Here is a 26,974-nt window from a genome sequence, read left to right on the forward strand (position 1 = left end):
GACCCACGGACGAGTCTGCTGACGCGTGTCGGCCTCGCCGGTCCGCTCCCCCATCCTGCTCCCCTTCCCGTTCGGAGGCCACCCGTGAGCGACCCGTCCGTCGACCGCCACCACCTGCCGACCCAGCGGCCCGTGCCGCCCGGCGACCTCACCGTCGACGTGCGGGACGCGGCACCCACGGCCCCGGTGCCCCCGCTGCGGCCGCCCCACGGCGCCCCGAACGTCCTCGTCGTGCTCATCGACGACATGGGCTTCGGCGCCAGCAGCGCGTTCGGCGGCCCCTGCGAGATGCCCACGGCGGAGCGGGTGGCGGCCGAGGGCGTGCGGTTCACCCGGTTCCACACCACCGCGCTGTGCTCCCCCACCCGCCAGGCGCTGCTCACCGGCCGCAACCACCACACCGTGAACATGGGCGTCATCGCGGAGTTGGCCACCGCCGTGCGCGGCTACACCGGGGTGCGCCCGGACGACTGCGCCCCGCTGGCGCAGGTGCTGCGCCTCAACGGCTACTCCACCGGCGCCTTCGGGAAGATGCACCAGACCCCTCCGTGGGAGACCAGCCCCTCCGGCCCGTTCGACCGGTGGCCCACCGGCGAGGGCTTCGAGCGCTTCTACGGCTTCCTGGGCGGCGACACCCACCAGTTCACGCCGGCGCTAGTGGAGGGCACCACCCCGATCGAGCCGCCGCGGACGCCGGAGGAGGGCTACCACCTCTCCGAGGACCTGGTGGACCAGGTGATCTCCTGGACCGGCACCCTCGAGGCGCTCACCCCGGACAAGCCGTGGTTCGCCTACCTGGCGTTCGGCGCCACCCACGCCCCGCACCACGCACCGCGCAGCTACCTCGAGCACTACCGCGGCCGCTTCGAGCACGGCTACGACGAGCAGCGCGAGCGCACGTTCGCCCGGCAGCGCGAGCTCGGCGTCGTGCCCGAGGACGCCGAGCTCACGCCGCCCAACCCGCACATCCCGCTGTACTCCGAGCTGGGCGAGGACGACCGACGGGTCGGGAACCGCCTCTTCGAGGCCTACGCGGCGATGGCGACGCACACCGACGACCAGGTCGCCCGGCTGCTGGCCGCGCTGGAGCAGCGCGGCACGCTCGACGACACCCTGGTGCTCTACATCCTCGGCGACAACGGCGCCTCGGCCGAGGCCGGCGCCTACGGCACGTTCAACGAGATGGCCTACCAGAACGACGTGGCGATGACGACCGCGCAGATCGAGGAGCGGCTGGACGAGGTGGGCGGGCCGTCTGCCTTCAACCACGTGCCCGCGGGCTGGGCGCACGCGATGAACACGCCCTACCAGTGGAGCAAGATCGTGGCCTCCCACTGGGGCGGCACACGCACCGGCATGATCGCCCGGCTCCCCGGGCGGGTGCCGGCCGGGGAGGTCCGGCACCAGTTCACCCACGTCATCGACGTCGTGCCGACGATCCTGGAGCTCGCCGGCATCCCGGAGCCCACCCAGGTGCAGGGCGTCGCGCAGACCCCGCTGGAGGGCACGTCGTTCCTGTACTGCCTGGACGACGCGGGGGCTGCCGACCGGCACCGCACCCAGTACTTCGAGATCGCCGGCAACCGCGGGATCTACCACGAGGGGTGGACCGCCGTGACCCAGCACCTGCTGCCCTGGCCGGACCGCTCCTACCCCGTCCCCGCGTTCCGCGACGACACCTGGGAGCTCTACGGGCCCGACGACTGGACCCAGGCCCACGACCTCGCCGCCGAGCAGCCGGAGAAGCTCGCCGAGCTGCAGGACCGCTTCCTGCTCGAGGCCACCCGCTACCACGTCCTCCCGCTCGACGACCGGCAGCGCGAGCGGTTCGACCCGAACATCGCCGGCCGCCAGGACCTCATGGCGGGCCGCACCCGGATGGTGCTGCTGCCCGGCATGACCCGGCTCAACGAGAACACCGTGCTCAACGTCAAGAACACCTCGTTCACCGCCACCTGCGTGCTGGACCTGCCCGAGGCCGTCGACGGGCAGCGGGCCGACGGCGTGATCGTGGCGCAGGGCGGGGGCTTCGGCGGCTGGTGCCTGTACCTGGACGACGGGGTGCCGGTGTACGTGCACAACTACGTCGGGCTCGAGGTCACCCGCGTCCGGGCGGACGCTCCGCTCCCCGCCGGACCCATCACGCTCGTCCTGCGCTTCGACTACGACGGCGGCGGGGCCGGGCGCGGCGGCGACGTCCGCTTCCTCGCCGGGACGGGGCACCCGGACGGGGAGGCCCAGCCCACGCTGGACGAGATCGGCAAGGGCAGGCTGGAGCGGACGGTGCCCGCGTTGTTCTCCTTCGACGAGGGCCTCGACGTGGGCCTGGACAGCCTGGACCCGGTCGTGCCGGACTACCCCACGCCGCAGGGACGCTTCACGGGGACGATCCACCGCGTCGTCCTGGACATCGACCCCGAGGCGTACCACGACCCGGACATGGTGGTCCGGGCCCGGTACCGCAAGCAGTGAGCGACGCGCTGGGCGCCGTCGGCGCCACGCTCGGCGGCGCGGTGGGCGTGGCACTGAGCCCGCTGCCGGTCATCGCCCTGCTCCTCGTGCTCGTCGGCCCGCGCGGTCGGTCCGCGGGGCCGGCCTTCCTGGCGGGGTGGGCGGGCGGGCTCGCCGTCCTCCTGGTCGCCGTGCTCGTGCTCGACCCCGGTGGGTCGGGCAGCGAGAAGGGCCTGGCCGCCGGCCTGCTGGCGATCGTCGTGGGCCTGCTGTTCTGGGCACTCGCCGTGCGGCAGGTGCGCGGGCGACCACGGCCCGGGCAGCCCGCCGAGCCGCCGGCCCTGCTCGCCGCCGTGGCCGGCATGGCGCCGGGGCGCGTCGTCGTCACGGCGGCCGCCCTGGCGACGGTCAACCCGAAGAACCTGGGCCTCACCCTCGCCGCAGGCGTCGAGGTGGCCGGCCGGGGCCTCACGGGCGCGGGCACCGCGGTCGTGGTCGTCGTCTTCGTGCTGGTCGCCTCCCTCAGCGTGCTCGCGCCCGTGGGCTACCTGCTGGTGGCCGGGGAGGCGGCGCGCCCGCTGCTCGACGGGGTGCGCAGCTGGCTCGACGCCCACGGCTGGGCCGTCATGCTCGTCCTGTTCCTCGTGCTCGGGGCCAAGCTCGTCGGGGACGGCCTCACCACCGTGGCCGTGTCCTGGTGAGCACCCCGACACCGGGCGCGCTCGCCCCCTGGCGCCGCGGCTACGACCGCGCCTGGCTGCGGCCGGACGTCCTCGCGGGGCTCACCGTGTGGGCCGTCCTCGTCCCGGAGTCGCTGGCCTACGCGACCGTGGCGGGGCTGCCGCCGGTGGTCGGTCTGTACGCCGCGGTGCCGGCCCTGGTCCTGTACGCCCTCCTCGGCACCTCGAGGCACCTCGTCCTGGGGCCGATGTCGGCCACCGCGGCCCTGAGCGCCACCATCGCGCTGACCTGGTCGGACGGCACGCCCGAGGACGTCCTGCGCGTCGGCGTCAGCCTCGCCCTCGTCACCGGGGTCCTCGGGGTCCTGGCCGGCCTGTGCCGCCTGGGGTTCCTCTCCGCCTTCGTCTCCGCCCCTGTGCTCCGCGGCTTCGTCGTGGGCCTCGCGCTCACCATCCTGGTGGGTCAGCTGCCCGCGCTCATCGGGGTGGAGAAGGCGGACGGCGGGTTCCTGGCCCGCTCCTGGGGGCTGCTGCGCGAGCTCCCGCACCTCCACCCGACGACGGCCGTGCTCGGCGTCTCGGCCCTGGCCGTGGTGCTCGGCCTGCGGCGCTGGGCGCCGCGCGTGCCGGGCTCGCTGGTGGTGGTCGTGCTGGGGGTGCTCGCGGTCGCCGTCGGGCACCTGGACGCCCACGGGGTCGAGGTCGTGGGGCACGTGCCCTCGGGCCTGCCGCGTCCCGCGCTCCCGGGCTCCGACCTCGGGCAGTACCTCTCGCTGCTGGGTCCCGCGGCCGGCGTCCTGCTCGTGGGGTTCGTGGAGGGCCTCGCCGCGGGGTCGGCCTACGCGACCCGGGACGGCTACGAGGTCGTCCCCGACCGCGAGCTCACCGCCCTCGGCGCCGCCAACGCCGGCTCCGGGCTGCTCGGCGGCATGGTGGTGAACGGCAGCCTCTCCAAGACCGCGGTCAACGGTCAGGCCGGTGCGCGCACCCAGCTCTCCGGCGTCGTGTGCGCGGCGCTCACGGTGCTCACGCTGCTGCTGCTCACCGGGCTGTTCGCCGACCTCCCGGAGGCCGTGCTGGCCGCGGTGGTCGTGGCCGCCGTGATCGACCTGGTGGACGTGCGGGGCATGCGGCGGCTCTGGGCCGTGGGCTCGTCCGCAGTGACGCCCCGGCCGGCGGCCCGAGCGGACTTCGCGGGAGCCCTGGCGGCCCTCGTGGGCGTCCTCCTGCTCGACACCCTGCCGGGGCTCCTCGTGGGCGTCGGCGTCTCGCTGCTCCTGCTGCTCCAGCGGGCCTCCCGGCCCCGCGTGGCGCGGCTCGCGCGCGTGCCGGACGCCCCGGCGGGCTCCTGGGTGGACGCCGAGCGCCACCCCGACCTCGCCGTCGAGGACGACGTGGTGGTGGCCCGGGTCGAGGGCGGGCTGTTCTTCGCCGGCGCCGCCCACGTGCGGGAGCGGCTGCTGGCGCTGCCCGGGCCGGGCACGCACACGCTCGTCCTGGACGCCAGGACGATGCCCGCGCTCGACGTCACCGGCGCGGCCGCCCTCGACGGGCTGGAGCGCGACCTGGCACGGCGCGACGTCCGGCTCGTCGTGGCCGGCGCCGTGGGCCAGGTGCGGGACGTGAGCGCGGCGGGCGAGGAGGTCCTGGCCGTCGACGAGGCGGTCGCCCTGGCTCGCAGCCGTCGCGACTGAGCGGCGGGGGGTGCCCCGGCGACACCCCGCACAGGGTGTCGACGGGGCTCCCCCGAGGCGGGAGGGGTGCGGCACCCTGTGCGTGGTGCTGCTCCGCCTCGGGGGGTGAGGGCCCAAGGGGGGCTCGGACCCTCAGACCGTGACGGGGCTCAGACCGCGATCGCGCGGGCCTTGAGCGCCTCGTACTCGGACTCGCTGATCGCGCCCTGCTCCAGGAGCCGGTGGGCGTGGGCGATCTCCGCCGCCGGGCCGGAGCCGGCGACCGAGCGGATGTACTCCTCGGTCTGCTCCTCGACCTTCTTCGAGGTCGCCGCCGAGCGGGCGGCCATGCCGTTGCCCCGGGCGATGAGGTAGACGAGCGAGGTGAGCAGGGGGAAGAGGATCAGGCACACGACCCAGACCGCCTTGAGCCAGCCGCTGGTCGAGTCGTCCCGGAACAGGTCGACGATGACCGAGAACATGATCATCAGGTAGGCGACGAGGGCGAAGCCGACGAGCATCGCCCAGAGGACGTCGAGGAACGACATGTAGCACCACTTCCGTGAGGAGACGGAGGACGGTCCGCCGGCCGGCAGCGGCGATGCCGCGGCGGCTCCCACCTTCGTGAGGCGGGTGAGCGGCACGACTCACCCGACGCGGGTGAACCCTGCAGGTGTCGTGGCGGTGCACGCTCGCGCGCCCGCGCGCAAGAGGGAGAGACCCGTCACAGGAGCCCGGCACGGCGGGCCTCGACGATGGCGTCACGGCGCGACGTCACGCCCAGCTTCCGGTACACGCCCCGCAGGTGCGTCTTGACCGTGTTGACCGAGAGGACGAGGGACTCCCCCATCTCCTCCACCGTGCGCAGCGTGGCCAGCTCACGCAGGACGTCGACCTCCCGGTGCGTCAGCGGCACCGCCGGCCCGGCGTCGCGGACCGCCAGCGGGAGCAGCTCGTCGACGAACGGCTGCCACGGCCCCCACGCCCCGGACTCCTCGCGCAGCAGCCCGACCACGTCCGGGCCGCCGAGCTCGAGCAGGGGACGCGGCATCGACAGGCCCTCGGCCAGCGCCAGGGCGTCCCGGCAGCGCGAGACCGCGCGGAACCGGTCGCCCGCCTGGAGGTGGAGCCTGGCGAGCAGGACGGCGGCCTCGAGCCGCGTCGAGCGCGAGACGCACCGGGCCCGACCGTCCGTGACGGCGGAGAGCCGCTCGACGGCGGCGGCCCGACGCGATCGGAGCAGCTCCAGGGCGGCCGTCGCGACGAGCACCTCCCCCAGGTCACCGACCTCGCTGGCGGGTCCGCGGGCGCCGTCCAGGCGCCTGCGCATCACGTCCAGCACCTCGCGCAGGCGTTCCGGCCGCTGCTGGGCGAGGCAGACCTGGACGTCGGCCATGGCGATGTAGACCACCGCCTCGGCCGAGACCGACTGGTCGTCCATGCTCTCCCACACGCGGTGCAGCCGGTCGGCGTCCTCCGCCGTGCCCTCGTGCCCCTCGAGCCGGGTCGCGGCCGCCAGCGCCCACGTGCTCACCCGGGCGCTCGGGTCGTCGGCCGGGCCGACCAGCTGGAGGGCCAGCTGGGCGTGGTGCCGGGCCTCGACGTCGCGCAGCTGCACCCGAGCGGCCCAGCCCGCCAGCAGGTGGAGGTGCCCGGCGCGCGCGTTGTCGGACCAGCCGCGGGCGCGGGCCACCTCGAGGCCCGCGGCGGCGCGGCGCGCGGTGAGGGCGGCGTCGGAGCGCGCGGCACCGGCGACGGCGTGCATGGTCATGAGCCCCAGCGCGGCGGCACAGCGGTGGAGGCCCTGGGCGAGGGTCATCGCCTCGACGACCACCGCCTCGCCCTCCTCGAGGCGGCCCTGGCGCAGCAGGACGGCGCCCCGGGCGAGCGCGTGCTGGAGCTCGACGTCCGGGTCCAGGGTGGCGGCCGCCTCGGGGGCCTCCTCGACCCGACGGCCGCGGAGCCGGGCCAGGTCCAGGTCGACGGCCTCCCGGACGAGGCGCAGGTCCTCGTCGGCCTCGGCCGGCAGGGGTCGGAGCACGGCCCTCGCCTCCTGCACCCGCCCGGTGTCGAGCAGGGCGCGGGCGACGACCGCGTCGATCCAGGCCGCCGCGCAGCCCGATCCGTCACCGGGGCAGCCGGGCAGGTGCACGCCCTCGCCGGGGTGGGCGTCCTCGGGCGTCAGCAGGCCGAGCAGCTCCTCGGCGGCGCCCTCGTTGACGATGCGGGGGCCGACGAGGGAGAGCACCTCGGCGAGGAGGGGCTCCGAGGCCGACCGGACGGCCTGGGCCACGGCCTCGAGCCCCTGGCTCCGCACGAGGTGCCAGCGCGCGGCCGCGGCCGCGAGGGCCCGGACGCCGGGGAGGTCGCGACGGGCGTGCTCGCCCTCGAGGTAGGCGCGGAGCCCGGCGTGCAGGCGGTAGCTGGGCAGCGGGTCGCTGCCCTCGCGGGTGACCAGGCCGGTCGTGGCCGCTGCCCGCTCCATCACCTCGCCGGCGTCGCCCCGACCGGTGAGGTGCACCAGGAGCTCCAGCGGGACCTGCTCGGCGGAGGCGGCCGCGAAGAGGACCGGCAGGTCCTCGTCCGGGTGCCGGCGCAGCGTCTCGAGCATGACCTCCTCGAACAGCGCCCGCTGCTGCGGCCAGGTGCCGCCCAGCACGGAGCCCTCACCGACGGCGGCGGCCACCAGCCGCGTGAGGGCCGGCCACCCCTCGGTGCGGTCGAGGACGGCGGACAGGACGGCCGGGTCCAGGTCGGGGCAGGCCCGACGGGCCTCGGCCGCCGTGAACGCCAGGTCCTCGGCGCCCAGCGTGAGGAAGGCTCCGGACAGGCGCAGGTCCAGCGCCGTGTCGGGGCTCGCGACCGGTCGCCCGACCAGGGCGAGCCGCAGCGAGGCGGGGGAACGCCGGACGAGCTCGTCGACGTCGTCGACCACGCTCCGCCCGTGCAGGAGGTGGACGTCGTCCAGGACGAGGAGCAGGGGGCGGGGCGTCCCGGCCAGCCGGTCGAGCAGGTCGAGGAGGTGGTGGACGTCGCCGACCCGGTCCGGGGCGGTGAGGCCCTCGAGCGCGGCGGCCGTCTCCGGCCCCGCCGCGCGCAGCGTGTCGAGCAGGGTGCGCCAGAACAGCCGAGGGCTCACGTCCGAGCGCGTGAGGCGGCAGGTGGCGGTGTCCCACCCGCGCTGGCCCGCGCGGTGCGCCCAGGCGCTCGCCAGCGTCGTCTTGCCGAAGCCCGGAGGCGCGCTGACCAGCGCCGCCCGGGGGCCCCCGGGGGTGCCGTCGAGCAACGCGTCGACGGCGTGCTCGAGCCGCGGCCGCACGACCACGGCTGCCAGGTCCGGCCCGCCGCGGGGGCGGTGGGCCACTTGCGTCTCCACCCCGACCCCCCTTCGTCGGCGGAACGCAGGAACCCGGGGATGTCGCACCCCGGGAACCCCACTCGAGCCTCAATGTAAAGAACCCTCTGGGGCATCCCGGAGTTATCCCGCGGCCGGGAGCGTCGCGGAACGGAGCCGTCCGTGGCCGGGGGACGGCCCGATCAACGCGTGGTTCAGCGGTCCGTGCGGGCGCCGAGCTCCTCCAGGAGGTCGCGCAACGCCTCGTCGCCCCCGGTCGCGTACGCGTCCCAGGCGGGCCCGCGCGCCGCCATCGGCGCCTGCTCCGCCCACCACTGGTCACGCACGCGGGTGACCACCTCGAGGAGCTGGCCGTCGCAGGCGGAGCCGGGCCCGGCCGCGCGCTGCGCCCGCAGCACGAGGCCGAGGGCGACCACGGCGCCCTCGTGGAACGTCGCCGCGGGCAGGGGGTGGCCCGAGCGGGCCAGCGAGCACAGGGACGCTCCGCCGGTGGCCTCCTGCAGCGCCCGCTGGGCGCAGACGCGGTGGGCCAGCACCAGCGCGACGCAGTCGGGCACGGGCTCGTCAGCGGCCCCGGTCCCGGCCGCCCCCGCAGCTGCCTCGAGCGCCGTGCTCGACGGCGTCGACGCGGGCAGCGCGGCACGCAGGCGGCGGAACGGGCTCAACGTCGGCCTCGGGTGGTCTCGGCGGGCAGGGTCCCCGGGAGAACCCGCCGACGTCGACGGGTGTTCCCGGGGGGCCACCGGTCCCGGCCTCAGCCCGCGGTCGGGCTGACGGGGGTGATCCAGCTGCGGTGGGTGGTGGGGTTCTTCGTGATCGCGAGCAGCTCGTCCATGTGCGGCTCCAGCCCCGTCACCTTGTCGAGCGGGACCCCGATGACGAGCTGGAAGCCCAGTCCGCGCCAGGCCCGCACGGCGCGCCCGGCGAACTCGGAGTCTGCCTTGACGAAGCCCTCGTCCAGGAAGACCGGCGCGAACCGGGGGCGCGAGCGCAGCTCGTCGCCCAGCCGGAAGCGGAGCGCCGAGCCCACGATGAACGCCACGAGCTCCTGGCTCTCACCGCCGGACTTCTCCCCCAGCGTCCGGTAGGTCGCGCGGACCTCGCCGGTGGCGGCGTCGAAGCGCTCGGCGGAGATCTCCACGTGCCGCCGCACGTCGAGCAGCCGGTCGCGGTCGCTCGTCTCCCCCGGCACCGCCGAGGGCCGCAGCTGCGTCATGAAGCGGGCGAGGTCGGTGAACCGGCGCTCCAGGCCCTCCTCGTCGAGGTGGCCGGGGTCGCCCGCGGCCAGTGCCCGCAGGTCGCGCAGGAACGCGCCGACGTGGGCCGGCGAGAGACGGCGCAGGCGGATGCGCAGCCGGTCGCCGGCCGCGCCGAACTCCAGGCGGCGCAGGATCGCGTTGATGGGCTCCAGCCGGTCCTCGATCTCCTCGACGGAGGAGGACATCGCCCCCAGGAGCGGCACGAGGTCCTGCCCCGACCACTCCGTCAGCCGGCGCCGCCACTCGGCCCGGCGCTCGGCCAGGCCCGTGCCGCGGACCTGCTCCAGCACGGCCGCGTAGTCGGCGTAGGACGCGGCGCCGGTGCCGAGGTTCGGGCTCGGCCAGCGCAGCTGGTAGAGGCGGAACACCGACGCCAGCTCGTCCTCGGCCCGGGCGATCTCCGCCTCGGCCTCGGCGACCGCGTCGCGCAGCCGCGCCGCGAGCCGCTGGCTGTGCTCGGTGAAGCGCGCGAGGTCGTCCGGGTCCGCCGGGGCGACGGCGGCCGTCAGCTCGGCGCGCAGCGCGGCGTCCTGCTCGGGGGTGAGGGCCACGGACCCGGCGCGCTCGCTCGCCTCGAGACGGTCGGCGACCAGGTCCTGGGCGTCGACGAGCTCCGCGTGCTCGTCGGCGAGGGTGCGCCGGCGCTGCTCCAGCCCGAACCGGTGGGCGCGCGCCTCGTCGAGCCGGGCCTCGAGCTCGCCGACCTGGGCCTGCCGGACCTGGAGGCCGTCGTCGGAGGACAGGATCTCCGCCCGGCGCCGCTCCAGCTCGGCGATCCGCCGGGCGGACGCGGCGACGTCGAGGTCGTCGAACCGCGCCGCGACCAGCGCCTCGGAGGCCGCGCGCCGCTGCTCCAGCGCCAGGGCCCGGCGGTCCAGCCGCTCGACGTCCGCGTCGAGGTCGCGCAGCTGCTCCTCGAGCCCGACGAGCTCCTCGTCCAGGTCGCCGATCGCGTCGGCGTTGGAGAAGCCGATGATGGGGCGGGGGTCGGTGCGCCCGTGGGTGCCCCGACGACCGCTGCGGGTCTGGCCGGCGAGGGTCACCCGGAGCCCGTCGCCCTCGAGACCGGCCGCCGACTCCACGCACAGCGCGTTCCGGCCCGGCTCGCGGACGTGGGCCGCGACCCAGCCCGCGAACGGCGAGTCCGCGAGCACCACCTTGCCGGCGACCCGGTCGGGGTCGGCCGAGCCGGGGAGCGGGAGGTCGAGCTCGGCGCCCTCGAACACCAGTCGCCCGCGCAGGCGCAGGCCGTCGATGGCCCGGGAGAAGCGGGCCAGCTCGGGGAGCGGCACCAGCATCATCCGGGCGGAGCCGCCCAGGACCGTCTCCACCGCGGTGCGCCAGCGGGCGTGCTCGGGAGCCACGTCGAGCAGCTCGGCAACATAGGGCAGCTCGCGCGGGTGAAGCCCGCAGGCCGCGGCGACCTCGTCGCGCAGCTCGTGCATGCGGGCGGGCACCCGTCCGCCCCGCACCTCGAGGGAGGCGCGCTCGGCACGCAGCTCGGACTGCCGGGCCTGGATCGGGTAGCGGCGGTCGCGCACGGAGTCGCGCTCGGCACGGAGCCGCTCGGACTCCTCCTCGGCCACGGCCAGCCGCGCGCGGGCGTCGGCCTGCAGGGCGGTGAAGGCCGCGGCGTCGTCGAGCGCGGACAGGGGGTCCTCCCCCGACCCCGTCTCGCTCGCCTGGAGGGCCAGGGGACGCAGCCGCTCGGCCAGGGCGTCCCGCCGGGTCTCGCGGGTGGCCAGCACGGCCTGCTCCTGCTCCAGCGCGGTCGCGAGCTGCTGGAGCGTCCCGCCGCCGGCACCGGCGTGGGCCTCCTTGGCCACCTCCAGGTCCGCGGCCAGGGTGGCCTCGGCGGAGCCGGCGGCGGCGAGCTCGTCGGCGGTCCGTGCGCGGGCGTCACGGTTCTCCTCGACCGCGGCGTCCAGCAGTCGCGCGTGGGTGCGCAGGAGCCACTGGCGCAGCGGGCTGTCGCCGGTCGCGGTCACGCCGTAGGCGTCGAGGTCCGCCCGGCGCCGGGTGGCCGCGACGCGCCGCGACTCCAGCGCGGTGATCGGCCCGAGGAGCTCGAGCTTGGCCTCCTCGGTGCGCATCGCGTCGTAGGCGGCGTCCAGGTCGTCGAAGTGGGCGACCGCCCGGTCGGCCGCCGCGTAGGTGGCCGGACGCTCCAGGACCATGTCCTTGTAGAGCTCGTCGACGCTGCGGACCTGGTTGCCCGCCTGGATGCGGGCCAGCAGCCGCAGCGCCTTGCTGCCGTCGCCCCCGGCCCCGATCCCCAGCCGGGCGTGCAGGACGGCGGCGAACTCGGCGTAGGTCCGGTGCACCCGGACCCCCGGGTAGAGCTTCTTCAGGGCGAGCGCGTGGAAGCGGTCCGGCACCGCGTGCTCGAGCATCGCCAGCGACAGCGGGGCGTCGAGCGTGAGCAGCTGCATGGAGACGTCGGCGGAGCGGGTGGCACGGCGGCCGACGTAGTAGGTCCGCGCGACGGTGAACCGGCCGCCGGAGTCGTTGCGGAAGGTCATGGCCACGGCGCCCCAGGTGTCCACGCCCTTGCCGCGCAGCAGCCGCTCGACCGGCTTGCCGGTGCGCGGGTCGTCGACGACGTCCACCGCACCGCGCAGGTAGGAGAGGAGGTTGCGCTGGCCGGCGCCCCGCGCGCGGCCCGAGACGGCGTCGTTGGAGGCGCCGTTGAACTTGGTGTCCGAGGACATCATCAGCGCGGTGTACGCGTCGAGCACGGTGCTCTTGCCGACGCCGGAGGCGCCCGAGATCATCGTCGCCGCCGCTCCCAGCGGCACCCGGGTGAGACCGGTGAAGCCGCCCCAGTTGACCAGCTGCATCTCCTCGGCGCGCCACTGGGCGGTGTCGTCGGAGGGCGTGAGGACGGCCTCGGGGTCGAACAGGCCGTCGGTGGGCGGCGGGTCGCCCTCGCCGTCGTCGACGGGCCGGCTCAGGGGCGGGTCCGCGGGTGCGGCGCCCGGCGCGGTGTCGTCGAGCGTCTCCGGGGCGGTGCGCTCCTCGATGGTCTCCCGGCTCACGCCTGCTCCTCCTGCTCGGCCTCGGCGGGCTGCTCGGCCTCGGCGGGCTGCTCGGCCACGTCCGCGGGGACGGTCCCGGCCTCGTCGTCGAAGAGCGCGGTGTCGTCCTCGACCTCGACCTGGGTGCCGTTGGCCTGGCGCAGCGCGTCGAGCAGGTCGCGCAGCAGGTCCAGCGGCAGCAGCGGCTCGACGGCCTCGCTGATCTCGAAGCGGTCGTCCGACGCGGTGGGCACGAGGAGGCCCGCCTTCGCGACGGCCAGCACGGCGTTGCGCGCCCGCCGCTCGTCGCCGGCCACGTCGGTGGCGTGCACGGGCCGGAAGCCGGCCACGTAGCGCAGCAGGTCCTCACGGTCGACGTAGACCCGCGCCTCGCCGCCGGCCAGCCCGGTGCGCAGCCGGTCGCGCAGGTGCACGAGGACCAGCGTCTCCTCGCGGGTCCAGGCCGCGTCGTGCAGCAGCGTGGGGAAGCGGCTGCCGGTCTCGGAGACCGCCTGGCGCTTCCAGGCCACCTCCCGCTCGCGGTCGATGGCCAGCTCGAGGAAGAGGTCGGCGAGCCGGGCGCGGATCACCCGCTCGTTCTCCACCAGGACCGGCCAGTCACGCGCGTGGGTGCGTGCGGAGACGAAGCGGTTCTTCAGCAGCGCCACCAGGCAGTGCCGCTGGGCGTACTCCAGCCCGCCCTCGTCGCCCTCCCACAGCGAGACCGATGCGGCCTCGCGCTCCTCCTCGGGCGCGGCGTCGTCCCAGGTCTCGGCCCGCTCGGTCGCGTCGGTCGGGTCGGTCGGGTCGGTCGGCTCGAGCGCGTCGGCCGTCGCGGCCTGGTCGAGATCGGTGCTCACGAGCGGTCCTCCTCGGCGTGGTGGGTGTGCGGGGTCTCGGGCTGGTCGGAGGCGGGCTGGTCGGCAGCGGGCAGGTCGGGGTCCGGCAGGTCGAGGCGTGGCACCTCGAAGGCCCGGGTCGACCCGTCCGGTCGCACCGTGGCGTACCGCTCCAGCGGCCTGGCCGGCAGCACCGCACCCGGCGCGTCCGTCTCGTGGTCGGGCAGGCCGACCGGCTCGGGCACGGCCCAGTCCCGCTCGGCGGCGAGGTGGAGCAGGCCGAAGATCTCCACCGGTCGCCGGAGGTCGTCCTCCAGGCGCGAGAAGACCTCGCCGAGGGAGTCCGCGGGGTCCAGCGAGGTGAGCGCCTCGTCCAGGCGGGCGCGCAGGCCGCCGATCCGGGGGCCGCCCTGGGCGACGAGCTCCGACATCGTGACGGGCTCGGTGTCCGCGTCCTCCGCCACCAGCCGCTCGGGGGCGACGTCGTCGGCGGGGTCGAAGAAGCGCTCGCGCAGGTGCTCGACGCCCACCCGGGCCGGGAGCAGCGGGACGTCGTGGGTGGCGCGCGGGCCGGTGGCGGCCATCCACGTGGTGAGCTCGGCCTCGAGGTGCCGCAGCGTCTGCTCCAGCTCACGGTCGCGCTGGGCGTCGTGGCTGACGATGTACTCCTTGAGCGTCGCGGTGACCCGCGAGCGCTGGGCCAGCACCCGGTCGAGACCGTCGCGGACCAGGCGCACCGTCCCCCGCAGCTCGGCCCGCTCGGCGTCGCCGAGGATGCCGTCCGAGAGCGGGTGCTCGAGCAGGGCGGCCAGGTCCTCCCGGAGCTGGCCGACCGTCTGGTCGTCGCGCAGGAGCGCGAACGCCCCCTCGAACGCACGCCCCTCGTGGGTCGCGGTCATGAGGGCGTCCGCGCGGGCGAGGTAGGCGTCGATGACCTCGCCGGCCGGCCGCTCCTCGGCGCGGAACGCCGCCAGGATCTCCGTGCGGATGGTCGCGAACCGCTCCTCGACCCGGGCGAAGTCGGAGGGCAGCGCCGAGACCAGGCTGAGGAGCTCGGTGAAGCCCTCGGACATGTAGTCGGTGTCGGCCCCGCCGAGCTCCCCGCCGTCCACGAGCCTGTCCCGCTCCGCCTCGAGGCGCGCGATCTCCTCGTTGAGCAGGCTGACGCGGGCGCCCCGGTCGGGGTTCGCCTCCGCGTTGAACCGACGGGTGGTCGAGAGGATGGTGGCGATCCGGTGCTCGCTCAGGGTCGCGCGGTCGCGGGTGAGGGTGGTGACGAGCTCGAGGGCCTGCTGGGCGTGCGAGGTGAGCGTGTAGACCTCGCGCCCGCGCTCGTCGAGGGCCCGGACGAGCCAGCGGCCGCGCATCCAGCGCTGGCACAGCTCCCGCCCGGAGCCCACCGGCAGCAGCTCCGCGGCGAGCTCGGCCCCGATCGCGCCGCGGACGGCGGCCAGGTGCTCCTCGACCTGCGTGTGCAGGCGGGCGGTCTCCACCGGCCGGTTCTGCCGCCCGAACGCCTCGCGGAACAGCGTCATCACCACGGGGGCCTGCCGCTGGTGCAGGAGCGTGAGGGTCGGCTGGGCGAACGCGTGCTGCACGCGCGCCAGCTCGGCGGCGACGTCGCTCACTGACCCTCCCTCGCGCTCGAGCGCCTCCCGGCACCCCTGGTGGCGCGCCGTCACCGCGGGAGCGGCGGGCGCAGCGGCCCAGCATCCCAGAGGCACCCGGCGAGCCACGAAACCGGCCCGCAGGACGCCCAGCCGGCCACCCGGACCCCCATAACCCCGGAGGGGGTTCTTGACGTTGGTCCAGGGCCGCGCGACCCGGTCGCAGAGGCCGGGAGACCGCCGGAGCCGGGGCCGTGAGGCCGCTCGAGCAGGGGCCGCGGCCCCTGACCCGCGACCCCGCGCGCCAGCGACGCTCGGACCCATCACCGCACGGCCCGCACCCGCGGCCGACGTGGACCACCGCCCCGCAGCCACCACGCCGCGGACGAGCACCCAAGGAGTCCCCATGGAGAGCGCCGGCGCCCTCGGCATGTACGACCACCCCTTCGCCCACACGTCGATGTGGTGGGTGGCCTACCTCAGCATCGTCGCCGTCGCCGTGTTCGCGCTCATGGGCTTCTACCTCGTCATGGCGACCCGGGTGTACAGCAACCAGACCCCGCGCGCCGCCGCCCCGGCTCCCGAGGCCACCGCCGTCGGTGCCACCGAGGACGCCCCGGTCCTGGCCCAGGCCGCCCCGATCGCGCCCCTGCCGGCCGACCAGGCGGCGGTCGACGCCGAGCACGCCAAGGAGCTCCAGGCCGTCTGACCCCGCCGCAACCACGGCCGCCCGCACGGGGGCGCACACCGGACTCCTCCCCGGGTGCGCCCCCGTCGTGCGTCCCCGTCGTGCGTCCCGGCGACGCCGCGCCTACGGGGTGCGAGCGGCTCGCACACGGGGTCCGGCTCCGCCCTGCACGGGCCGGGGGACGACCACGCACGGGTTCTCGTCCCCCACGCACGGGTACCGCCCCGACACCTGAGAATTGCCCTGCGTCGCATCCCCAGAAGTCGTGAGAATCCAGCGTCCGTCCGACGGACTGTCTCGGTCCTCCCGCTCCTCGAGGTGCACATGCCCGTCCTGTCCCGCCCCGCCCGCGCGCGCCTCCTGCTGGCGGCCGCCACTGCCGCGGGGCTGCTGGTCCCCGTCCTCGTCGCGCCGGACCCGGGCCTCGCCGCGACCGACGAGTCGGGCTCGGTGATCACCGTGCCCTCCTACGCGGCCTCGCTGGTCACCGCCGACAGCGGCCTGGCCTACACCTCGATGAAGGAGGAGGGCGTCCTCACCGAGGACTTCGGGCTCGCCACCGGTGAGACCTTCACCGACGCCACCTCGGACACGGACCGCTGGACGAGCAGCCAGGACTACGGCGAGGACGCCGGGACGACCGTCTCCGCCGTGGACGGCACCGCCGACGGGCTCTGGACGGTGGTCGTCACGCGGGCGCGCACGGCCACCGACGGGACCCGCCTCGCCCCGACCGGCGCCGAGACCTACGCGGTGACCTACGACCAGTCCGCGAAGCGGCTGGTGCTGCGCGGGCCGGAGTCCGCGGGCTTCCCGGTGGTCAGCACGCTCAGCTTCGTCGGCACCGCGGCCTCCGGCCTCACCGGGCTCGACGCGAGCGACGGCAGCCACGACCCGCTGGTGCTGCTGCGCTACTCCGACCACGTGCAGGCCGTCGCCGTCAGCAGGACGGGCTTCTGGACGCCGACCAACGGGAGCTACACGCCGGACTCCTCCACGTCCCTCCTCGCCGCCTACCACCGTTCCTTCGCCGACTACCCCGCCGACAGCGACACCGCCACCTACCTCACGACCCCGATGGACTTCGTCGTGGCGCTCGGGGACGCCGAGTCGCTGCTGGTCGAGCGCGAGCGGGCCTCCTGGAGCGGCACGTCCCTCACCTGGAGCCACGTGTCGTTCGCCGGGCCCGCGAGCACCACCTGGACTGCGGCCTCCGACAGCGCCTCGTCCTCCGCGGGCTGGTCCGGGGCGTCCCTGTCCTACGACCGCCTCGGGGTCTACGGGGAGACGCTCGTGGTCGGCGCCCGGGGCGGCGGCGGCACCAACTACGTGAAGGTGGCCGAGGCCGACACGGCGGCGCAGTACCCCGACCTCGACGCCAGCTGCCAGGGCAGCGGCACGCCCGCGGTCTCGGTGGACGTCGTCGACCTGGCGCCCTCGGACTCCGCCGAGATGGCGGGGGTGGTCTCCTGCGCGGCCTTCAGCAAGGCGGCCGGCACCCTCGACGTCGGGCAGTCGGTGGTCTCGGGCAAGGCGGCCCGCACCCGCGGGTGGACGCAGTCGGTGACGGCGGCCGGCACCGACGTCCAGGGCGTCCAGGTCAGCACCGAGATGCCCTGCCTGTGGCTGCAGAGCCAGAAGGCCGGGGTCGGCTACCAGACCGGCTACGCCCACGGCGCCACCGCGTCGTCCGTCTGCTCCGCGAGCGCCCACGAGATCGGCGCGACGACCACGCGGGTCACCTACTCCGAGGCGGTGACCGCCGACGCGGACGGCTCGTGGCAGCCCCGGCTCTACGTCGGCAGCTGGAAGCTCGCCTCCACGGGCAGCACCCAGGTCGTCGCCTGGGACCAGGCGCTCCTCACCGACGGACGCCACACCGCCCACCCGGCCGACGCGGCGGCCCTCCCGCCCACGGACGTGTCCGTCACGCTGAGCGACGGGAGCTACAGCCACGTCGTGAGCGTGCCGGCCCTCCCCGTCGCGTACCTGCAGGCTCCGCCGACGGTCGCCGGCACGGGTCAGGCCGAGGACGCCTCGAGCTACTTCGCGACCGAGACGGACACGACCGACACGGACGCCTACTCCGACGAGGTCCACGTCGGGGCGTCCGTCGGGGTGGACTTCGAGGACCCGACGGGCACCGTCGGCGCCGGTGTCGAGGTCGCCGTCGGCGAGGCCGTGGGCGAGGAGACCTCGGTGAGCAAGAGCATCACGACGGGGACGACGCTGACCGGCGACGGCACCGACGACACCGTCGTGTACCGGACCATGAAGTACAAGCAGTACACGGGCACGGTGGACGCCTCGAGCACCGGGCTGGCCCTGGGCGACGACGTGACCTACAACGTCCCGATGGGCTCCTCGATGGCCACGGGGGTCATGCACCTGGCCGACATGGCGGCCGCGGACGCCACCTGGGGCCCGACCGGCGCCTGGGGCAAGGCCGCGGCCCAGGTCTTCCCCGAGACGATCGGGGACCCCGGCACCTACTTCACCTCCGAGGCGGAGGTGAACGAGTACTGCGACGGGACCCTGGAGTCCGGGGCCTCGGCCGCGGACCGCGACATCGACCTGTGGACGGGCAGCCTCCTGCCGCAGTCCGCCTCCGACTGGAGCGCCGACCTCCTCCCCGACGGCCCCGACATCCTGCTCGGCTCCGAACAGGTCGTCGCCTTCGGAGCCACCTCCGACGGGTCCTCCCTCGCGATCACCACCGCCGAGGCCCACAGCCGCTCGGTCACCAACTCCGTCGACGTGAGCGTCACGGCGAAGGCCGGCTACGCGACCGTCGGCCTCACCGGCGGCGCCTCGTGGGGCGAGAGCCTCAGCCAGGAGATGTCCACCAGCAACGAGGTGGGCGGGGAGGTGCCCAACTTCGCGCACCGCACCGCCGACACCCTGGCCCAGACCTTCAGCTACCAGGCCGTCATGTGCCAGAAGACCGTGCAGGTCAGCGGCACGCCGGTGACCACCTGGGTGCTCGGGTGGCTCGTCCACGACTACGACGGGGGCGGCGGCATCGACGACGCCGTCGCCGCGACCCCCGGCGCGCCGGTGGCCGGCACCGTCGTGGACGCCGACGACGTGACGCTGTCGTGGACCCAGTCCCAGGGCGTCACCCAGGACTGGCAGTGGCAGGTCCTGGACAACGACGAGGAGGTCGTCGCCGAGGGCACCACCGACGGCTGGACGGACCTGGACGCCTACCGGGCCGCCCAGGACAGCGCCGACCCGACCGACGACTCCCCCACCTGGACGGCGGACGTGACCGGGCTCGACCCGGGAACGCGCTACCACTGGACCGTCACGGGCACGGACGTCTTCGGCAACACCGTCCCCGTGTCGTCCACGAAGTACTTCCGCACGGACGGGCCCCCGGTGGTGTCCCTCGACACCGACGACACCGTCGTCGACGCCGGCACCGAGGTGACCCTGCACAACACCTCGACCGACTCGCTCGGCGCCACCACCTACGACTGGTCCTTCGGCGACGGGACGACGCTGCTCGACCAGCCGAACGGCGACGTCACGCACACCTGGGACACCGCGGGCGACTACACCGTCCGGCTGACCGGCACCAGCGAGAAGGGCAGCGCCACGGCGAGGACGCGGGTCAGCGTCGTCCCCGTCACCGAGGACGACACCTACGAGGGGACCGAGGACACGCTGCTCCACCCCGCCCGCTCGGTGCTCGCCAACGACACCGGCGCGACCTCCGCGGCGGTCTACAGCAGCCCGGCGCACGGGACGCTCACGCTGGACGGTGACGGCACCTTCCGCTACCGACCCGACGCGGACTGGTGCGGCACGGACACGTTCCGCTACCGCGCCGACGACGCGCGCAACGCCCGGGTCACGCTCGAGGTGGCGTGCGTCGACGACGCACCCGTCACGAAGGCCGACACCTACCGGGTGCGGGCCTCGGCGACGGTCCGGCGTGTGGCCTCGCCCGGCGTCCTGCGCAACGACGACGAGGTGGACGGGCAGGCCATGACGGCGCGCCTCGTGCGCCGACCCTCGGTGGGCTCGGTGACGCTGCGCAGCAACGGTGGCCTCGTGATCCGGGTCCCGGCCGGGCGCACCGGGCGGCGCACGTCCTTCACCTACCGCGCCTGCGACGACGGCGGGACCTGCTCCGCGACCACGAAGGTCGTGCTGCGGCTGAGGTGAGCAGCGGCTCCCGGGCTGACCCGGGAGCACCGACGGCCCCGCCGCGCCAGGGGTCGGTCACGAGCGCCGGGACGGGACGCTCGTGACCGGCCGCTCGTGCGGCGGGGCCGTCCGCGTCCCGGGCCTGCTCCGGGTGCCTGGGGGGGGTCGGGTGCTCGGGTCCTCGCTCAGGTGAGCGAGAGGAAGAGCTTCTCCATCTTGGCGGCGTCCATCTCCGGCTCCAGCCCGTCCGCCTCCGCCTTCATGCACTGCCGCATGCCGGTGGCGACGAGCGCGAAGCCGGCCCGCTCCAGCGCCTTGAGGACGGCGGCGTACTGGGTCACGACGTCCTCGCAGTCGCGGCCCTCCTCCAGCATGCTGATCACCTTCGCCAGGTGGCCGTGGGCACGCTTGACGCGGTTGAGGACCGGAACGACCTCGGCGGGGTCCAGCTGCATGGTTACCTCTGCTCGATGTGGGGGGGACGCAGGTGTGGGCGACGGAAGGAGCCGTCCCGAGAAACCTATCCCCCCGACCGGACCCAGTCTGCGCCTCCCGCGCAACCGTGGCGGAGGTCCACACGCTTTCCTCACGGGCACGTGACCGGCACCACCACACGTGTCCGACATGCGACCCGGGCTGGGCGTACTTGACTCGGGGGCGGAGACTGGGAGGCATGGCTCGACCCCTGCGCTCCGCGACGTCCACCCAGGGCCGGAACATGGCCGGCGCCCGCGCCCTCTGGCGCGCGACCGGCATGACCGACGACGACTTCGGCAAGCCCATCGTGGCCATTGCCAACTCCTTCACGGAGTTCGTGCCCGGTCACGTGCACCTGCGGGACATGGGCAAGCTCGTCGCCGACTCGGTGAAGGCCGCCGGCGCGAACGCCAAGGAGTTCAACACCATCGCGGTGGACGACGGCATCGCCATGGGCCACGGGGGCATGCTCTACAGCCTCCCCAGCCGCGAGCTCATCGCGGACGCCGTGGAGTACATGGTCGAGGCGCACTGCGCCGACGCCCTGGTCTGCATCTCCAACTGCGACAAGATCACCCCGGGCATGCTGCTGGCCGCGCTGCGCCTCAACATCCCGACCGTCTTCGTCTCCGGCGGCCCGATGGAGGCCGGCAAGACCACCGCCATCGAGGGCGTCGTCCACGAGAAGCTCGACCTCATCGACGCGATGGTCGCCTCGGCGAACGACTCCGTCGACGACGCGACGCTCTCCACCATCGAGCGGTCGGCCTGCCCCACCTGCGGCTCCTGCTCCGGCATGTTCACCGCGAACTCGATGAACTGCCTCACCGAGGCGATCGGCCTCAGCCTGCCGGGCAACGGCTCCACGCTGGCCACGCACGCGGCCCGCCGCGACCTGTTCCTCGAGGCCGGCAGGCTCATCGTCGACCTCGCGAAGAGCTACTACGAGGACGAGGACGACAGCGTCCTGCCGCGGGCGATCGCCACGCGCCCTGCCTTCGAGAACGCCGTCGCCCTGGACGTCGCGATGGGCGGCTCCACCAACACGGTGCTGCACCTGCTGGCCGCCGCCCGCGAGGCGGAGCTGGACTTCAACGTCGCCGACATCGACGCCGTCTCCCGCCGCGTCCCGTGCCTGGCCAAGGTCGCGCCGAACAGCCCGAAGTACCACATGGAGGACGTCCACCGCGCCGGTGGCATCCCCGCGCTCCTCGGCGAGCTGAACCGCGGCGGCGCGCTGCACACCGACGTCCGCTCGGTGCACTCCCCCGACCTCCAGTCGTGGCTGGACGAGTGGGACGTCCGCGGCGGCAAGGCCTCCGAGAAGGCGCTGGCGCTGTTCCACGCGGCGCCCGGCGGCGTCCGCACCACCGAGGCGTTCTCGACCGAGAACGTCTGGGCGACGCTGGACACCGACGCGGCTGAGGGCTGCATCCGCGACCTGGAGCACGCCTACACCGCCGACGGCGGCCTCGCGATCCTGCACGGGAACCTCGCCGTGGACGGCTGCGTCGTCAAGACCGCCGGCGTCCCCGACAACTGCCTGGTCTTCCACGGCACGGCCCGGGTCTACGAGTCCCAGGACGACGCCGTGCAGGGCATCCTCGCCAAGGAGGTCGTGGAGGGCGACGTCGTCGTCATCCGCTACGAGGGCCCCAAGGGCGGCCCCGGCATGCAGGAGATGCTCTACCCGACCTCGTTCCTCAAGGGCCGCGGGCTCGGGCAGAAGTGCGCGCTGATCACCGACGGCCGCTTCTCGGGCGGCACCAGCGGCCTCTCCATCGGCCACGTCTCCCCCGAGGCGGCCGGCGGCGGCCTCATCGCGCTCGTCGAGACCGGCGACCCGATCGAGATCAACATCCCCGAGCGGTCGATCAACCTCGCCGTCGACGACGCGGTGCTGGACGAGCGGCGCATCGCGCAGGAGAAGCGCGACCGTCCCTACACCCCCGTGGACCGGCAGCGGCACGTCTCCGCCGCGCTGCGCGCCTACGCCTCCATGGCCACCGCGGCCTCGGACGGCGCGTACCGCAACGTCCCGCTCTGATCGACCCCGCGCGTCACGCGCACGCACGAACGGGCCGGCAGCCTCTCGCTGCCGGCCCGTTCGCGTCCCCGCTGCCCGCCGCGCGGCGGTGCGGGGCTCAGCCGTGCGGGATCTGGCCCTCGTCGTCGACGAGCACCCTGCCCGTGACCTCGCGCGCGTGCACCGTCACCGTGACCGGCCGGGCGCCGCGCAGCCAGGGCTCGGCCGGGGAGGCCTCCTCCGAGGAGAACGACACGGACGCCGTGCCGCGGACGAGGACGCTCCAGCCCGTCCGCTCGACACCGTCGGTGGCACCCACCTGGAGGGCGACGAGGCTGTCGTCGACCTGCTGGGTCATCGCCGAGCCCGCCGCCGTGCGGAACGTGATCGTGCGCCCCGCCACCGCGAGGTTCACCGGCCGCACGGTGGGCCCGTCCGGCGCGGTCCAGGCCAGGAGGCCGACCCGCGAGCCCTGGAGCAGGCCCCAGCAGGCGTCGGTGGCGAGCTCGACCAGCGCACGCTCGCGCGCGGCCATCCCGCTCACGCCTCGACGACGCGGCGGCCGGTCACCTCGCGCGGGCGGATGGTGATCGTCACCGGCTTGGCACCGTCGAGCCACGGCTCCGCCGACGAGCCGGCGTCCACGCCCTCGAAGGTCGTGCTCGCCACGCCGCGGACCAGGACGGACCAGCCCGTCCGAGTCTCGCCGTCGACGTCGTCGACCTCGAGCGCCACCGGGCTGTCGTCGACCTGCCGGGTCATGGCGGAGGCCGAGGAGGTGCGCAGCGTGACGGTGCGGCCCTCCACCGCGATGTTCACCGGGAGGATCACCGGCCCGTCGGGCGCGTTCCAGCCGAGCCGCGCGACGGTCGCCGACGCCAGCAGGTCCCAGCACTCCTCGACCTCGATCTGCAGTGCGGTCCGGTTCTCGCTCATCGTCAACCCTTCGTCGCTCGGGGCCCTCGGCCCGCCGTCACCTCGACGGCACGCCTCGATCCTGCCCCCGTCGCGGCGCTCGCCGAAGCCGTGTCCGGACTGTGGCGGGACTCGGGACCGATGCTCTGACCTGCAATGACGAAGGTCCCGTCGCCTTGCGGGCGACGGGACCTCCGGTCGGCCCGAGGAGCTCTCGGGGCTCAGAGCCCGTACGGCTCCACGGTCCCGTCACGCCACACGACGATGCCCTTACGGGCACGCTGCGCGAGCCACGTCGGCGCCTGCGCGTCCGCGACGAAGCCCGCCGTGGCGTCGATGTCGGCCCAGGTGAGCGACTCGGCGATCACGGTCACGGACCCCAGGGAGCCGGGCACGAGACCGGTGCGCGGGTCGACCAGGTGCGCACCGCGCCGGGAGAGCCCGGACGTGGCGAGCGCCCCGTCGCGCAGGGTGATCACGGCCTTGACCCGCGTGGGGTCGGCCGGGTCCTCGATGCCGACGCGCCAGCCCGGACGGTGCGGGTCACGCACGCGGCACACCATGTCGCCACCGGCCGAGAGGCACACGTCGGTGTCCTCGAGGGCCAGGAGCGGACGGACGGCCCGCTCGACGGCCCAGCCCTTGACGACCCCGCTGGGGTCGAGCCGGCCGCCGAGGTGGATGTTGAACCGGCCCTCGGTCGAGACCCGGGCGCGCTCGCCGAGCTCCAGCACGTCGGCGACCTCGGGCGGGCAGTCCTCCACCCGCACCTCGCGCCGGTCCAGCCGGCTGATCCAGGACTCCGGCTTCCAGGTGGAGAACACCTGGTCGACCCAGCGCAGCTCGGCGAGGGCCTCGTGCCAGGCCTGCTGGCCGGCGTGCGTCCCCGCCTCCCGGCCACGCAGGGCGAGGGAGATCGGCATGCCCATGACCTGCTCCGCGGCCCGCCACGTCGGCGGCGTCGCCGGGGCGTGCTGCGGGGCCGGCTGCTGGGCCTGCTGCACCTGGAACGCGGGCGGCTGCTGGGGCTGCTGCGGCTGCTGGGGCTGGGCCGGGGCCGTCGGCCCCCAGCTGCTCACAGGCCCGCCTGGTCGAGCGCGGACTGGAGCGAGGTCAGGTAGCCGTTCGACGTCACCGTCGCACCGGAGACCATGTCGATGTCGGCGCTCTGCGCGTCGATCGTCTCGTCGATGAGGATCGGCAGCGCGTAGGCGTTGATCTGCTGGTCCTTGGGGTTCTCGGTCGGGTAGACCGGCACCTCGACGTCCGTGATCTGGCCGTCGGAGACGGTGATCGCGACCTGCACGTCGCCCCACTCGGTGGAGGCGGCGGTGCCGGTGTACGTGCCGTCGGCCGCCGACGAGCCCGAGCTGGAGCCCGAGCTCGAACCCGAGTCCGAGCTGGAGCTGGAGCCGTCGCTGGGCTCGGCGCTCGCGCTCGACCCGTCGCTGCTGGAGTCGCTGCTGGAGTCGCTGCTGGAGTCGCTCGACGGCGGGGCGCCGGACGCCTGGTCGTCGGAGGAGGAGTCGGAGCCGCTGATCACGGCGCTGTCGCCGGAGGTCGCGGTGAGGGAGCCGGCCGTGGAGGTGTGGTAGCCGAACAGCAGCACCACCACGGTCAGCGTGGACAGGAACGTCAGGACGATGCGGCGCATCGTGTCACCACCGGAAGGTCTCGAGATGGATCTGGGACTCCGGGAGGCCGGCCTGCAGGGCCACCTCCCGGACGCGGCCCACCCAGGCGTCGGGGCCGCAGAGGTACAGGTCTCGCTCGGGCAGGTCGGGCACCCAGGCGAGGAGGGCGCTCACGTCGTCCACCGCGCCGACACCGGCGGGGAGCCAGGAGTCGTCGCCGCGGCGACGGCCGGTGAGCGTGAGGACCTGGAGGCCGCGCTCGGCGGAGAGCACCTCGAGCTCGCGGGCGAACAGGGGCGCCTGGGTGCAGCGCTGCACCAGGATCGCCTCGCCCGGGGCGTAGGCCAGGCCCTCGGCGAGGGCCCGCAGCGGGGTGATGCCCACGCCGGCCCCCATGAGCAGGACCTTGCGCTGCGTGCGCGGTCGCGCCGAGAGCCGGCCGTACGGGCCCTCGATCAACACCTTGGTACCGGGGCGCAGGGCAGCGATGGCCCGGCCACCGTCACCCTCGACCTTGACGGTGAACCGCAGGCTGTGGCCGTCGGGGGCGGCGGAGAGCGAGTAGGGGTGGGCGCGGGACCAGCCCTTGCCCGACAGGAAGCGCAGGGAGAAGAACTGGCCCGCCTGCACGGGCATCCGGTCCATGTGGCGTCCCGCGAGGTAGACCGAGACGAGCCACTCCCCCGGGCCCGCGGGCTCGCGCACGACCGAGGTGACCACCATGCGGTGGCGCAGCGTCCGGTACAGGGGCAGGGCCACGCGCCAGATGAGCACCGCGGCGGCGCCGGCGATCCACCAGCCCCACCAGAAGACGGTGCGGGCGGTCGAGGCCAGGAGCTCCTGACCGGTCCACAGCTGGTGCGGCAGCGCGAGGCCCGCGCCCAGGTAGGCGTAGAGGTGCAGCAGGTGCCAGGTCTCGTAGCGGGTGCGCCGGCGGGCGAACTTCATGCTCGTCACCACGACGAGGATCAGCGCCAGCGTGCCTGCGTCGGCCAGCAGGATGCCCGGGTAGTCCGTGGTGAGGTACCAGAACATGCCGGGCGTGGCGAGCAGGTCGGCGGCCGCGTAGCCCCAGGTGATCAGGACGACGTGGGCGATCATCAGGTTGAACGAGGTGAACCCGACGACGCGGTGGATGCGGGCCAGGCGGTCCTGGCCGTAGGCCTGCTCCAGCCACGGCACACGAGCCATGAGGACGACCTGGGCGAGGAGCAGGACGCTCGCCACCAGACCGGTCTCCCGGCCGAGCGAGGTGAGCGCCTGCTCGGCGTCCGTCAGCTCGGAGAGGCCCCCGCCGGCGACCCACCAGTAGGTGACGAGCAGCAGGCTGAGCCACAGGGCGGCCATGCCGACCAGCCGCACCGCCTCGTCGAAGCGGGCGCGGCTGCCGGGCACGTGGGTGGGGAGGATGTCGGGCTGGACGCGCCGCACGGCGGGGGCGAGGCTCACGTGTCCGACCCGTCGGTCGTGGAGCCGTCGGAGGTGGAGCCGTCCGAGCCGGGAGCGTCGGGCATGGTGCCCGAGTCGCCACCGGGGAAGCTGCCGTCACCGTGGTCGAAGTCCGGCTTGCCGTAGTCGCCCGTCGGGCGCTGGTCGAAGCCGGACGTCGGGGTGACGCCGTCCTCCGCCGTCACGTGCCCGATCGCGAACCCGACGCCACCGCTGACCAGCACGACGGCGACGGCGCCACCGGCGAGCGCGGCGCGGCGGGTGCCGCGCGAGCGGGAGGCCCAGCCGGAGCCGAGGCGGGCGCGGGCGGCGCCGAGGCGGCCGCGGACGCCGCGGGCCGCGGCGGGCCCCTCGGAGCCCTGGGGGGCCTCGGCGTAGGTGCCCGGGCTGGCGGCGTAGGCGGCAGCGCCCCCCTCACTCCCTGCGCCGACCACGGGGCCGGACCAGGTCACGGGCTGCACCGGCTGGGCGGGCTGTGCGGGCTCCTGGGGCGGGCGGACGTCGGCGACCGGCTGGTCGGGCTCGCTGACCGGGGCGTCGACCGCCGGCTCGGCGGCGGCACCGGCGGGCTCGGCGGGCTGCCCGGGGGCGGCGGGGGCCGAGGACGGCTCCCAGCGGGAACCGCTGGACAGGGGCGCGGTCTCGTCGGGGTCGTACTTGTCGTTCACGGCGTGCTCCTTCTTCGGGGACGTCGTCAGCATCTTGGTCTCGCCTGAGCACGGTCGCTCGACCTCCTGTGCCGAACCTGT

The 26,974-nt window shown here is 75.0% G+C and carries 19 protein-coding genes; 6 read left to right on the plus strand and 13 right to left on the minus strand.

Translation table 11 applies throughout. The features are described 5' to 3' along the window. The first annotated feature begins 84 nt into the window (after positions 1-84). Genes E8D37_RS03265 through E8D37_RS03275 form a run of 3 tightly spaced genes read left to right on the plus strand, consistent with a single transcriptional unit; the run spans position 85 to position 4,825 of the window. Positions 85-2,472 carry an arylsulfatase gene (locus E8D37_RS03265; RefSeq protein WP_136568322.1) on the plus strand — a complete coding sequence of 796 codons (2,388 nt, stop codon included), beginning with the start codon at positions 85-87 and terminating at the stop codon, positions 2,470-2,472. Continuing rightward, a complete protein-coding gene (locus E8D37_RS03270) occupies positions 2,469-3,152 on the plus strand; it encodes a GAP family protein (RefSeq protein ID WP_136568323.1) in 684 nt (227 codons plus the stop codon). The genes E8D37_RS03265 and E8D37_RS03270 overlap by 4 nt, the downstream gene beginning before the upstream one ends. Beyond that, entirely contained in the window at positions 3,149-4,825 is a 1,677-nt protein-coding gene (locus tag E8D37_RS03275) for a SulP family inorganic anion transporter (protein WP_206055541.1), read from the plus strand. The genes E8D37_RS03270 and E8D37_RS03275 overlap by 4 nt, the downstream gene beginning before the upstream one ends. A gap of 149 nt (positions 4,826-4,974) precedes the next feature. Here the strand turns inward: E8D37_RS03275 and E8D37_RS03280 are convergent, their stop codons facing one another. The 6 genes from E8D37_RS03280 to E8D37_RS03305 form a co-directional block, all read right to left on the minus strand. Next, positions 4,975-5,448 carry an SHOCT domain-containing protein gene (locus E8D37_RS03280; RefSeq protein WP_240770154.1) on the minus strand — a complete coding sequence of 158 codons (474 nt, stop codon included), beginning with the start codon at positions 5,446-5,448 and terminating at the stop codon, positions 4,975-4,977. An 80-nt stretch (positions 5,449-5,528) separates the two neighbouring features. Beyond that, positions 5,529-8,180, minus strand: a complete 2,652-nt coding sequence (locus tag E8D37_RS03285; RefSeq protein WP_168929591.1) for a LuxR C-terminal-related transcriptional regulator — start codon at positions 8,178-8,180, stop codon at positions 5,529-5,531. A gap of 173 nt (positions 8,181-8,353) precedes the next feature. After that, positions 8,354-8,824 (minus strand): hypothetical protein, encoded by a 471-nt coding sequence (locus tag E8D37_RS03290; protein WP_136568325.1) that lies wholly within the window; start codon positions 8,822-8,824, stop codon positions 8,354-8,356. An 89-nt stretch (positions 8,825-8,913) separates the two neighbouring features. Then, positions 8,914-12,456: an SbcC/MukB-like Walker B domain-containing protein gene (locus E8D37_RS03295; RefSeq protein ID WP_240770155.1), complete on the minus strand. Its 3,543-nt coding sequence runs from the start codon at positions 12,454-12,456 to the stop codon at positions 8,914-8,916. Then, the gene (locus E8D37_RS03300) at positions 12,453-13,295 is read right to left on the minus strand and encodes a DUF4194 domain-containing protein (protein ID WP_136568326.1); all 843 of its coding nucleotides are present in this window, start codon (positions 13,293-13,295) and stop codon (positions 12,453-12,455) included. Before E8D37_RS03300 ends, E8D37_RS03295 begins: the two co-directional genes overlap by 4 nt. Continuing rightward, complete coding sequence (locus E8D37_RS03305; protein ID WP_136568327.1) at positions 13,292-14,902, minus strand: DUF3375 domain-containing protein; 1,611 nt, start codon at positions 14,900-14,902, stop codon at positions 13,292-13,294. The genes E8D37_RS03300 and E8D37_RS03305 overlap by 4 nt, the downstream gene beginning before the upstream one ends. 385 nt (positions 14,903-15,287) lie before the next feature. Between E8D37_RS03305 and E8D37_RS03310 the strand changes: the two genes are divergently transcribed. Together E8D37_RS03310 and E8D37_RS19685 are read left to right on the plus strand one after the other, a co-directional pair. Continuing rightward, positions 15,288-15,590 (plus strand): hypothetical protein, encoded by a 303-nt coding sequence (locus E8D37_RS03310; protein ID WP_136568328.1) that lies wholly within the window; start codon positions 15,288-15,290, stop codon positions 15,588-15,590. Between the two features lie 303 nt (positions 15,591-15,893). Continuing rightward, the gene (locus E8D37_RS19685) at positions 15,894-19,742 is read left to right on the plus strand and encodes an Ig-like domain-containing protein (RefSeq protein ID WP_168929592.1); all 3,849 of its coding nucleotides are present in this window, start codon (positions 15,894-15,896) and stop codon (positions 19,740-19,742) included. A gap of 167 nt (positions 19,743-19,909) precedes the next feature. On the opposite strand, the gene E8D37_RS03325 is transcribed toward E8D37_RS19685, so the two are convergent. Continuing rightward, the gene (locus E8D37_RS03325; protein ID WP_136568329.1) at positions 19,910-20,179 is read right to left on the minus strand and encodes a metal-sensitive transcriptional regulator; all 270 of its coding nucleotides are present in this window, start codon (positions 20,177-20,179) and stop codon (positions 19,910-19,912) included. A 218-nt stretch (positions 20,180-20,397) separates the two neighbouring features. On the opposite strand from E8D37_RS03325, the gene ilvD reads away from it, so the two are divergent. Further along, complete coding sequence (gene ilvD, locus E8D37_RS03330; RefSeq protein WP_136568330.1) at positions 20,398-22,248, plus strand: dihydroxy-acid dehydratase; 1,851 nt, start codon at positions 20,398-20,400, stop codon at positions 22,246-22,248. A 97-nt stretch (positions 22,249-22,345) separates the two neighbouring features. On the opposite strand, the gene E8D37_RS03335 is transcribed toward ilvD, so the two are convergent. The 6 genes from E8D37_RS03335 to E8D37_RS03360 form a co-directional block, all read right to left on the minus strand. Further along, the gene (locus tag E8D37_RS03335) at positions 22,346-22,762 is read right to left on the minus strand and encodes a pyridoxamine 5'-phosphate oxidase family protein (protein ID WP_136568331.1); all 417 of its coding nucleotides are present in this window, start codon (positions 22,760-22,762) and stop codon (positions 22,346-22,348) included. A 5-nt stretch (positions 22,763-22,767) separates the two neighbouring features. Then, on the minus strand, positions 22,768-23,163 hold the full coding sequence (locus E8D37_RS03340) for a pyridoxamine 5'-phosphate oxidase family protein (RefSeq protein WP_136568332.1): 396 nt from the start codon (positions 23,161-23,163) through the stop codon (positions 22,768-22,770). 200 nt (positions 23,164-23,363) lie between these two features. Next, the gene (locus E8D37_RS03345; protein ID WP_240770156.1) at positions 23,364-24,221 is read right to left on the minus strand and encodes an FAD:protein FMN transferase; all 858 of its coding nucleotides are present in this window, start codon (positions 24,219-24,221) and stop codon (positions 23,364-23,366) included. Then, entirely contained in the window at positions 24,218-24,796 is a 579-nt protein-coding gene (locus tag E8D37_RS03350) for an FMN-binding protein (protein ID WP_136568333.1), read from the minus strand. The genes E8D37_RS03345 and E8D37_RS03350 overlap by 4 nt, the downstream gene beginning before the upstream one ends. 4 nt (positions 24,797-24,800) lie before the next feature. Further along, positions 24,801-26,225: a ferric reductase-like transmembrane domain-containing protein gene (locus tag E8D37_RS03355; RefSeq protein WP_240770157.1), complete on the minus strand. Its 1,425-nt coding sequence runs from the start codon at positions 26,223-26,225 to the stop codon at positions 24,801-24,803. Continuing rightward, positions 26,222-26,926: a hypothetical protein gene (locus E8D37_RS03360; protein ID WP_136568334.1), complete on the minus strand. Its 705-nt coding sequence runs from the start codon at positions 26,924-26,926 to the stop codon at positions 26,222-26,224. The genes E8D37_RS03355 and E8D37_RS03360 overlap by 4 nt, the downstream gene beginning before the upstream one ends. Positions 26,927-26,974 lie beyond the last annotated feature (48 nt).

Source organism: Nocardioides sp. GY 10127 (genome assembly GCF_004919085.1).
Classification (GTDB): domain Bacteria; phylum Actinomycetota; class Actinomycetes; order Propionibacteriales; family Nocardioidaceae; genus Nocardioides.